Annotated in this window: 9 protein-coding genes; 8 read left to right on the top strand and 1 reads right to left on the bottom strand. The window is 34.2% G+C overall.

Annotation, left to right across the window (positions count from 1 at the left end; all coding sequences use genetic code 11):
• Positions 1-378 precede the first annotated feature (378 nt).
• On the bottom strand, positions 379-1,329 hold the full coding sequence (locus tag CS063_RS16230; protein WP_099450738.1) for a DUF4340 domain-containing protein: 951 nt from the start codon (positions 1,327-1,329) through the stop codon (positions 379-381).
• 205 nt (positions 1,330-1,534) lie between these two features.
• Between CS063_RS16230 and CS063_RS16225 the strand changes: the two genes are divergently transcribed.
• From CS063_RS16225 to CS063_RS16190, 8 genes are all read left to right on the top strand, one after another.
• A complete protein-coding gene (locus CS063_RS16225) occupies positions 1,535-1,780 on the top strand; it encodes an aminoglycoside phosphotransferase family protein (protein ID WP_143452482.1) in 246 nt (81 codons plus the stop codon).
• 67 nt (positions 1,781-1,847) lie between these two features.
• The gene (locus CS063_RS16220) at positions 1,848-2,528 is read left to right on the top strand and encodes a protein kinase family protein (RefSeq protein ID WP_099450736.1); all 681 of its coding nucleotides are present in this window, start codon (positions 1,848-1,850) and stop codon (positions 2,526-2,528) included.
• A 126-nt stretch (positions 2,529-2,654) separates the two neighbouring features.
• Positions 2,655-3,965 (top strand): PEGA domain-containing protein, encoded by a 1,311-nt coding sequence (locus tag CS063_RS16215; RefSeq protein WP_099450735.1) that lies wholly within the window; start codon positions 2,655-2,657, stop codon positions 3,963-3,965.
• Positions 3,966-4,112: 147 nt separating this feature from the next.
• A complete protein-coding gene (gene yabG / locus CS063_RS16210; protein WP_099450734.1) occupies positions 4,113-5,084 on the top strand; it encodes a sporulation peptidase YabG in 972 nt (323 codons plus the stop codon).
• A 131-nt stretch (positions 5,085-5,215) separates the two neighbouring features.
• Positions 5,216-6,787 (top strand): DUF3794 and LysM peptidoglycan-binding domain-containing protein, encoded by a 1,572-nt coding sequence (locus CS063_RS16205; RefSeq protein ID WP_099450733.1) that lies wholly within the window; start codon positions 5,216-5,218, stop codon positions 6,785-6,787.
• A 175-nt stretch (positions 6,788-6,962) separates the two neighbouring features.
• Entirely contained in the window at positions 6,963-7,859 is an 897-nt protein-coding gene (gene ispE / locus CS063_RS16200) for a 4-(cytidine 5'-diphospho)-2-C-methyl-D-erythritol kinase (protein ID WP_099450732.1), read from the top strand.
• A gap of 25 nt (positions 7,860-7,884) precedes the next feature.
• Positions 7,885-8,592 (top strand): GntR family transcriptional regulator, encoded by a 708-nt coding sequence (locus CS063_RS16195; protein WP_099450731.1) that lies wholly within the window; start codon positions 7,885-7,887, stop codon positions 8,590-8,592.
• 135 nt (positions 8,593-8,727) lie between these two features.
• Positions 8,728-10,446, top strand: coding sequence for a phospho-sugar mutase (locus CS063_RS16190; protein WP_099450730.1), 1,719 nt, complete (start codon positions 8,728-8,730; stop codon positions 10,444-10,446).
• Positions 10,447-10,461 lie beyond the last annotated feature (15 nt).

Genomic DNA, 10,461 nt, shown 5'->3' with positions numbered 1-10,461 from the left:
ATAAAGCTTCGGCTAGCAAGTAAGGGAGCTCTTCGCAAGCTTCCTCCACAGGATGGATGTAAAATCTTAGAGAAGTCCTATAGGCTGTTTTTAGGGACGTTATCACAAGTGCCTTTCTTGTGATAGGTAGGACCGTTAGCCTATTGGACTGAACTTAGATTTTACCCATCCGAGGACCGAGAAGCTGGTGAAGAGCTCCCTTACTTGCGGCCCCTAAGAATACCCCCTATCCCTTTCCTTTTAGTAGTCTAATGTGTAAAAAACCTCCATAAACTGAAATTTAGACTATATAGTTCACAACAGAAACCATTATGTACCTTAAAACTTAGTATTGTTAAACAGGGCGATAGCTTGTTGAGAATGGTACCTTTTGTGAAGTTACTTAATGGCAGGTTCTTCTGTAGACTCTGCAGGCGTTTCTTTTATAAAACCTGATAGATTAAGATAAGGGATACTTACAATGGACGGAGTATTGTTGACTTGCACATAACAGAGGTTTTCTACTTCGTTAACATTTCCAAGAGTGAGTAAAAAACTTTTTCCGTCCTTTAAATGAATGGTAATAGAGTGAGTGGACTGGGTAATTCCATAGATTTCACCAAGAGTAGGTGTCATATTATCTGTAATAAAGTTACTGATTTGAGCACTTTGTAAAAAGTCAACTAGGGTTGTAGCAACATTGGAGGAAACGTCAGGGCTAGTAAACTTTAAAACACTTCCCTGAACATCCGGTATAATCGTAAAAAGCTCTCCTTCAAGATTCAAAACAATATCTTTTATTTCATCCTTTTTAAAGGAAAGGAGTTGTTTGTCGCGCCATACATTAAGATCTGTTTGGATGCTGTCAAAACCGGATTTTTCCATGCTATAAATGGCATTAGAGGCTGGTGAATAAACGTAGTAATGATTAGCATCAATAGCATAGCCTCGAACAAGAGAGTAGGTTTTTTCACCTTCATAGAGTGTAAGAGTAGGAGAAGATTCATCAATACCATAATCTAGGAGATTATTGCCGAAAATATCTATTGCCTCAATGAATGCTGGGGTACTAAAATAGGATAAAATGTTATAAATATAGAGAGCATCTGCAGGTGTATTTACGGGTGCTGTAAGCTTCCATGTATCTTCTGTTTTTGTGGCTTCAAAGTTAAGACCAAATTCGGAATAAGTAAGCTTTGTAAAATCAGCAGGGGATTTAGACCAAAGAATAGGTGGGAGATTAGTTGTAGTTGCAAAAGAATCCTGTACGTTACTTCTTTGGTAAAATAATAGACAAATAATAGAAACTAAAAACACAAGAATGGGAACGAGCCAACCTTTACGTTGCATAGGTATTACCTCACTAATAGATGTTTTTGCATAATATGATTATTATAGCATACCCCTATAAATAGAAAAGTATAAAGTTGTTTCCAAATAAATAAAAATAAAATAGAAAATAGATATTTTTTTTTGACATATATCATATAAATAAAAAGACGAGAATGAACTAAATGTAGGTGATGAGAATGATTGCATGAAAAGGGGTGCAAAGGTGAGAACTTTAAATAGGGAGTTAGTGGCACAATATGATTTAACGGTTAAAAAATATCAATATATAAGAAGTAACTATTATTTAGAGACCAATAAAGGACTCTTTTTGCTGAGAAGGATAGATGTACCCAAGGAACAAATCCTCTTTGATTTTGAAGTGGATACGCAGCTTTATGCCCATGGGTTTGAAAATATGAGTAGGATAGTAGCCACAAGAAAAAAAAACTCCTTATGCCCAACAAGGTGAACAGACCTATATTTTACAAAGATATGCTGAGTGTGATGAGACAGACTTCCAGGATGAAAAAGACTTAATGCATACCATTTGGGTACTTGCTAATTTTCATAAGGCAGCTGTTTTTATAGACAGTAAAGTAAGAGATGTAGAAGGCATGAATATAAAAAATCTTTATGATTTTTATTGTAAGAGAATAGCACAAAATGCTAAGCTCAAAAAAAATATGACAACTTTAAAACAAAAATCCATGTTTGAGATTCTTTTTCTAAAATATAGTGACGATTATATAGCACTTGAGCAGTTAGCTCTTGAAGAGATGGATAAAAAGCTTGGAGAAGTACTTATTAAAAAGGTAAAACAGGATAAAATGGTAGCACATAGAGACTATACGTATCATACTGTAAATAAAACACCTGATGGGGTTTATATAATGAGTAATATAGATAGCTGTAATTATGATATACAAATGGTAGACTTAGCTTCTATCCTAGCAAGGATTATGCAGAAGAATGATTGGGATATACAGCTTCTCTACAATTTGATTCGTGTATATGATAAATATAATCCTATTTCTCAAGAGGATTTTAGAGCTTTAAAGGCAATGCTTATTTACCCTGAGAAGTATAATAGTATTTGTAGCCGCTATATAAATTCTAAAAGACGTTGGAACTACAGTATGTTTGAACAAAAGTGGCAAAATATGATGTTGTATAAAGAAAATGAGTTGAAAGCTGTAAAAATCATTCATTCTTGGTAAATAAAAAGTCTGATTAACTATAAAAAGTTAGTCAGACTTTTTTAGTATTTGTGAAGTTTGTTGACATTTGAAAGCAAGTGTTTAAAATAAAACTGTGGGACAACTTATTTTATAAGGAGGGGTAAGGTGAGGAAGAATAATAAAGCATTTGTAACAAGTATGATTATTACTTCTATAATAGGACTTAGTGTGTTAATGATTGCCATGTTCATAGGCATTAAATATTTTATAAATCAGAATGAAGGGCAATTAACTGTGCAACCAGAAAGCTTAAAAAAGGAAGAAAGACCTAATGTGCAATATAGCTCTACAATATTAGCTTTAGTTGAATCCATTACTGATAAAGAAATTATTGCTTTTGATATTGAGAAAATGCAGAGCTTTCAAAGAGAGCTAGATTTAACCACAACATTAACAGATAGCTATGGAGGGGCTATTCCACTAGGCCAAATTAAAAAAGGAAGTATTGTAGAGATTGTGTATCAACCTGAAAAAGAAAGTATTCTTTCTGTGAGCTTAACAAATAGGGCATGGGAAAAGAATAATATAAGTGGATTAAAGGTTAATACATCAGACAATAAGATAACTATTAATAATAAGGACTATTCATTTACAAAGGATATTTTGGTAATTGGTGAGGAGGAGACAGAATCAAGCCCTTATTTTATTACTGAACATGATGTTGTGAAGGTGGTGGGAGTAGAGGATACTATTTGGTGTATTCGTATATTAAAGAGTGCAGCAAGTATAGAAATTACTAATTTACCTACTGCTGATGGTATACTTGAGATTGATCGCACACGGATGATTCCTCTTAAAGAAGTAATAGCACCTATTAGTATAGAACCTGGTAAGCATAAGATTACTATTATTATGAAAGGTTATGAGACTGTCACAAAGGATATTACTATTGAGGCAGGAGAAAAAGCAAAGATTGATCTTACAGATACACCCAAGGCAATGAGTACAATTAAATTAACTGTTACTAATCAAGAGGCAGACTATACTGTACGTATTGGTGATAAGGTTTATACTAAAGGGGAAATACTTGCGGTTGAACAAGGTAAGCATACGGTAAATATTGAAGCAGAGGGCTATAAGCCTTGGACAAAGGAACTAGAGTTTACTAATGAAAGCCATGATCTAAAAGTTAGTTTAGAGCAAATAAAAGCAGATACAGGAACGACTCTCCAACAACCGGAGGAAGTAAATTCCTCTAATACTCAATATACCATTACAGTTTCTAGTGATCCTGTAGGCGCTGCCGTATACGTTGGAGATACATATAAAGGACAAACACCAGTGAAAATGACTCTTCCATTAGGAGACTATGCAATTACTCTTAAAAAAGAGGGGTATCAAAATCATACAGCGAACATTTTACTAGATAGCACGGGTACACAAAATAATTTCCTCTATGTTTTAATGCCACAGTAAATAAAATAATTAAATTTCATAATAAAAAGGTTACTCCTAATTTCTTAGAGTAGCCTTTTTATTATGAAATTTAATCAAAAATAAGAATAAGACCGCTAAAACTTTAATACACATAATAATAAATGAGCCCAGAAGGGGTGTGAGTTTATGTTTGGTGTGGGAGATTATGTGGTTCGTAAATCCTATAATAAAGATATATTATTTCGTATAACTTACTTGGCACCTAATCAAATTGCAAAGTTAAGGGGGATATCTTATAGGATAGAAGCAGATGCGCCACTTGCAGATTTAGAATTAGCAGATGGAATGCGTTTCACAAATGAAGAAAATAATATCATGGAAAAAGTGCAGCAAGTAGTCGCACGAATTATAGAAGAAAGACAATCTCTTAAAAAAGGAAAGAATCCACGCTTTGAAAAGACAGGAACCGTTCTTCATATAGATGGAGATGCCTTTTATCTTAATTTATGTCTTAAGTATTATCATAGCTTAGATATCCCTGTTATTGGTGAACATGTTCATGAAGCAGAACAGCCTAAGAAGATTCGTTATTTACTTGAGAAGTACTCACCCGATATTTTAGTATTAACAGGTCATGACTCCCTTAATAAACATTGTAAAAATTTATTGGATGTAAACGAGTATCGTAATTCCTCTTATTTTATTGAGTCAGTAAAAAGAGCAAGAGCATATAGAGGAGATCTTGTTATTTTTGCAGGTGCATGCCAGTCCTTCTTTGAAGGAATTTTAGCAGCAGGAGCTGATTTTGCCGCATCACCTAATCGTGTACTTATTCATGCGTTAGACCCTGTGTTTATTGTAGAAAAGGTCGCCCACTGTCCATTTTATAAAGTACTTCCTATTGAAGAGGCATTAGAAAATACAATTACTAAATTTAATGGGCTTGGAGGTTATGAAATTGTAGGTAAATGCAGGAAGGGAGGACCCGTTGTAGAAAACAGTTCCCAAAAAGGAATAGTAGAAGATAAAAAACTCAATATTGAAGAATTAACAGAAGAAGAAATAGAGAAAGAATTAAAGAAGCCTTTATTTAAAGATACCAAACAGGACTTTGAAAAAAGACTCCAACAATATATAGGAAATACCATGCCTATTTAGGAATATTACAGGGGGGGACGGAATATATATAAAACTAGAGATAGTTAGTCCAATTTTCAAGGAAAAGAGCATCTTATCAACTATGTATACATACACTTGTATATATAAATGCTATAGGAGGGGAAAGTCAAATGTCATTAGAACTCATAAAAAAGCCAATTACACTTGATGAAATGACAAAACGGGAAGTAGTTCAAGTCATAAAAGAGCGGGACATTATCGTACCAGATGGGAAGCCTGACATGCAAAAGGTACTCCAGCTAGACGGCAAGATGACAGTGGATCAATTAGACGTAAGTGACGATAGAATTATGTATAGAGGGAATATTGAAGTATGTGTACTCTATGCTAACGAAAACAAACCAAGGTGTGTTTATACTATGAAAGGCAATATTCCTGTAGAGGACTTTGTCATACTTGATGGTGTAACAAAGGATCAGAGAGTAGAGTTTGAATACAATATTGAACACATGAGCTATAATATTTTAAATGAAAGAAAGCTTAATGTAAAAGCAATCATTCAAATTTGTGTAGCAGCAACTTGTACAAAAGAGACGATGGTTATTACTGACCTTAATACAGAAAGTCCTATCCAAACTCAAGAAGAGGTTATTGAAATTACAACACCTTCAGATGTAAAGGAAGATAAGATTATTGTAAAAGAGGATTTAACGGTTCCTCAAACGAAACCTAGTATCAACGAACTCCTTAAATCCTATATACAGATCATAGAAGAACAAGTAAAACGTACTGAGACAGAGATTCTCTATAATGGTATGCTAGAAGTAGCTACCATGTATAAAACAGAAGGTGAAGAAGATGCGGTAGAAGTTGTAAATAATCGTGTACCTTTTCAAGGGAGCATCAGCTTACCTAAAAATGAGGGAGAAATGTTCTGGGATTGCACATTGCAAGCCACACCTTCTTATATGAAGGTAGCACCAGACTATGACGGAGAAGACCGTATTATTGAATGTGAGTTTATCATATGTGCTAAATATTACAAGCTGAATAAGAATGCTGAGACTATTATCTCTGATGTACACTGTCCAGGCAAAAAGGTAACGAGTAAGGATAAACAATTAGATTATATGAATCTTCAAGACAGGATGCAGGTAAGTGTACCTAAAAAAGAAGCTATTTCTATTGAAAACTTTACTCCTGAGAATAATCAAATATTTTGTGTTCTTATGAAGCCATCTGTTGAAGAGAAGGTAATTGGAGATGACAAGCTGACACTAAAAGGTGTTTTAGAAGTGAAGGTTATCTATACTGCAAATGAAGTAGGCAACATCATTGACACATCTGTTAGTATGATTCCGTTCACACAAGAGTTAGAAGTAAAAGGTATTACTAATAAATCGCTTATTATGCCACGTGTGACAGCTTCAGATGTCAAAGTATATGCCCAAAATAAAAAGGAGATAGTCATTGAGTACATCCTTAATTGTCTGGCAGAGGTTTACAATATGCAGAATGTCAGTGTTCTTGAGGATATTGGTCTTGAGGATATGTCAAAAGAAGAATTAGCGAACTATCCTAGTATGACTGTTTATCAAGTTAAAAAAGGTGATACACTTTGGGATTTAGCAAAACGCTTTAATACAACAGTTAAAGATATTCAAGAAATAAATGGAATTGATACACCCGATGTATTACATATTGGGCAGAAGCTTATTATTTTAAAAAAAGTAAAGTTCTAATAAAATGCATGTGACTCAAGACTTATAGCGGTGATAAGTCTTGGGTCACTTGTATTTTATTAGAAAAATACAAAGGAGCATTTGCATTTTGTATACATGGAATACATTTTTATTGACTTTATGTTTTGTACACGTTTATAATAAAATAAATACTAGCAAGTTAAGGGAGAAAGGTATGAATTCAATTATACTAAAGGGAAGAGCTAAAATTAACCTAACATTAGACGTAGTTGGAAAAAGAGAAAATGGCTACCATGACCTTCAAATGATTATGCAATCCATTAGTTTATATGATACTTTATATATACGTAAAATCAAAGCACAGGGAGTACGCTTATCTTCAAACTATGCATGGCTCCCAACAAATGAAAAAAATATCGCTTATCGTGCAGCAGAGCTCTTTTTTGAAGAGACAGGCATACAAGGCGGTGTGGCCATTGAGATCACAAAGCGTATTCCTGTAGGGGCAGGTTTAGCAGGTGGAAGTACAGATGCAGCAGCCACGCTTATAGGACTTAATAAGCTGTTCGGCACGAAGCTTACTAAAGCAAGCTTGATGGAAATAGGCTTAAAATTAGGAGCAGATGTACCTTTTTGTATATTAAAAGGAACTGCTTTAGCAGAAGGGATAGGAGAGGAATTAACACCTCTATCTCCCATGCCTTATGTTCCTCTTGTTATTGTAAAGCCGCCATTTAGTGTGTCAACAGCAGCAGTATACAAAAATTTAGATTACAAATCACTTGAAAAACATCCTAATACACCTCAGATGATTAAGCATATAGAAAATGGTAATATACAGGCTATTGCAAATGAAATGGTTAATGTGCTTGAAACAGTGACTATTCCAATGCATCCAGTGATTGAAGAAATTAAAGCTAAGCTCATGAAGGAAGGTGCCTTAGGTGCTATGATGAGCGGAAGTGGCTCAGCAGTTTTTGGTATTTTTGAAACCAAAGAAGCTGCTGTACGAGCAGCTAACTATTTTAAGATGAACTGTAATTATAGGGAAGTCTATATAACAAGTACCTATGCAAATGGTTTAAATAGGAAAGATACTGAAGAAAAATAGGAGAGTAAGAAAGGGGAAAGTTCAGATGGAAATAACAGATAGCATGAAAATTAATGAATATTTACCACTTAGGGATGTTGTTTTTCAGACTCTTAGAAAGGCGATATTAAGAGGTGAATTAGAGCCAGGAACAAGATTAATGGAGACTCAATTAGGGGAAAAATTGGGAGTAAGTAGGACACCTATAAGAGAAGCTATAAGGAAGCTTGAATTAGAGGGACTTGTTGTGATGGTACCTCGAAAAGGTGCACAGGTAGCACAGTTCACAGAAAAGGATATACTAGATGTTTTAGAAGTAAGAGCAGCGCTAGAGGCGTTAGCGGCAAAGCTTGCTTGTAAAAAGATGGACGACCGTGCTTTTTTGAAATTACAGTTAGCTATCACTGAATATGAGTATGCTGTACGTGAAAATGACATTGAAACGATGGTACAAAAAGATGTAGAGTTTCATGAAACTATCTTTAATGCCACAGATAATGATAAGCTTATCCAGCTTTTTAATAATGTGAGAGAACAAGTCAATCGTTATCGTATTACCTATTTAAAAAATGCAGAGGACAATAAAGCTGTTCATAAAGAACATTTAGAGATTTTAGACGCTTTAAAAGCTAGAAATGAGATAAAAGCTGCTCAAATCGCTTCTAAGCATATACAAACTCAATGCAATGCTATTATGAATTTTATAAGAAGTCGTGCACTTGAACCAAGTTCATCAGATAAAGAATTAGAATAATTAACTTAAAAATCCATAAAAGTTAGTTAAATAATATACTATTTGTGAAATCATTAGGTGGGGGTATAGCATGCATAGACATTTAATGGTAGAATAAATGCATTGTTAATGTTGCATAAAATAGGAGGTATATACATGAACTATAAAGAAGTCTATAATATGTGGCTAGAAAGTAAACTCATAGATGAACAAATTAAAAAAGAATTATTAGAGCTTACAGATGAAAAAGAGATTGAAGATAGATTTTATAAAAACCTTGAGTTTGGTACAGGTGGTTTAAGAGGTAAAATTGCTGCGGGTACAAATCGTATAAATATTTATACAGTAGCAAAAGCAACACAGGGACTTGCTAAATATTTAGTAGCATCTTTTGAAAACCCAAGTGCTTGTATCGCTTATGACTCACGTAATTTCTCAGCTACATTTGCAGAGACAGCTGCTAAAGTTTTAGCTGCTAATGGTGTAAAGGTATATCTTTATGAGAGCCTTCGTCCTACACCAATGCTTTCTTTTGCTGTAAGGCATATAGGGACTTCTTCAGGTATTGTTATTACTGCTTCCCACAATCCAAAGGAATACAACGGTTATAAAGTATATGGTAGCGATGGTGGACAAATTACAGATGCAGCTGCAGCTGCAACCTTAAATTACATCGATGAGACAGATATTTTTAGAGATATTAAAATGATAGAACTAGATGAAGCAGAAGCAAAAGGGCTACTTACTTATATAGGAGAAGAAGTAGATAAGGCTTACTATGAAAAAGTAGCAGGTCTTGTTATTCGTAAAGACCTTGTAAAGAAGCATGCTTCTGAGCTTAACATTATCTATACTCCTATACATGGTAGTGGAAATATACCAGTACGTACGATGCTTAAAAACTTAGGCTATACAAATGTGCATATCGTTAAGCAGCAAGAGCTTCCAGATGGTAATTTCCCAACAGCACCTTATCCTAACCCAGAAAATCCCCAAGTATTTAATATTGCTGTGGAAATGGCAAAAGAAATAGGTCCAGACCTTATTTTTGGAACAGACCCAGATTGTGATAGAATTGGGGTTATTGTAAAAGAAGAGAGTGGCGATTATAAGGTTCTTACAGGTAACCAAGTAGGTGTACTCCTTACGGACTATATGTTAAATGCGAGATTAGGAGAGGGTATCTTAACCGATAAAGATACTATTATTAAAACAATTGTAACCACAGAAATGGCTCAAGCAGTAGCTGATAGCTATGGTGTACAGCTTATGAATGTATTAACTGGGTTCAAATATATAGGTGAGAAAATTGAACAATTTGAGCAGACAGGCTCTAATAACTTTGTGCTTGGCTTTGAAGAAAGCTATGGTTATTTATCAGGTGGTTTTGTAAGAGATAAAGATGCAGTTATTGCAGCTGTGCTTATTGCTGAAATGGCTCTTTATTATAAGAAACAAGGTAAAGATCTTGCCAAAGCACTTCAAGACCTCTTTGAAAAGCATGGTTATTATAAAGAAGACCTTATTTCTATTGAAATGCAAGGTAAGGATGGGCAAGAAAAGATTACAAGTATGATTGCAGATCTTCGTGATAATTTACCTACAGAAGTAGGTGGTGTAAAAGTACAACTTGTGGAGGACTATAAACTTTCACAACGTTATAATAAGCAAGAAAATAGTATCGAGAGCATTGATTTACCAAAATCTAATGTCATTAAATTCATTTTAGAAGATAATAGTTGGTTTGTTATAAGGCCATCTGGAACAGAACCTAAAATTAAAATTTATGCTTCTGTAGTAGGTAAAACAAGTCAAGATGCAACAGATAAAGTACACACTTTTGTGGTAGCGATTAAAGATTTACTTCATATTTAATACAAGATTCATAAC

This window comes from Sporanaerobium hydrogeniformans (assembly GCF_002735925.1).
GTDB classification, from domain to species: Bacteria; Bacillota; Clostridia; order Lachnospirales; family Cellulosilyticaceae; genus Sporanaerobium; species Sporanaerobium hydrogeniformans.
This window is presented reverse-complemented; position numbering and strand designations above follow the sequence as displayed.